Annotated in this window: 1 protein-coding gene; it reads right to left on the bottom strand. The window is 48.3% G+C overall.

What is annotated here, in order from left to right; all coding sequences use genetic code 11:
• On the bottom strand, nucleotides 1–449 hold a 449-nt coding region (locus IB213_RS18445), incomplete at both ends, for a hypothetical protein (protein WP_192408182.1).

The raw sequence follows: 449 nt of genomic DNA, 5'->3' as shown, positions 1-449 counted from the left end.
AATGAGCACATCGTTGTTGGAGGTGATGGATCCGCCCCCCTTCTCTCTTTCTTCTTCCCCGGCCTTTCTCTTTCCTTCCTTTTTTTCTTTCCTTTTTCCCCCCTCCTTCTTTTCCCTTCCCTTTCTCTTCTCCCCCTCTTCCTCTTCCTCCTCTCTTCCTTCCTCCCTTTCCTTTTCTTTTTCTCTTTTCCTTTCTTTTTCTTCCCCCCCTCTTCTTTCTCTCTCCTTTCTTCTCTCCTCCCCCTTCTTCCCCCCCCCCTCCCTTTTCTCCTCCCTCTTTTCTCTTTCCTCCTTCTCTCTTTTCCTTTCCTCCCTCACCCCCTTTCCCTTTCTCCCTCTTTACCGCTCCCTCCCCCTTCCCCTTCTTCTTTCTTTTTTTCTTCTCTTCTTCTTTCTCTTTCTTTCCTTCTTCTCTTCCTCTTCCTTTTTCTCTCTTTCTTTCCTCCCCC

The organism is Comamonas sp. CMM02 (assembly GCF_014851485.1).
GTDB classification, from domain to species: domain Bacteria; phylum Pseudomonadota; class Gammaproteobacteria; order Burkholderiales; family Burkholderiaceae_C; genus Comamonas; species Comamonas avium.
The sequence above is the reverse complement of the archived record's forward strand: the minus strand, read 5'-3'. Positions and strand labels throughout refer to the sequence as shown.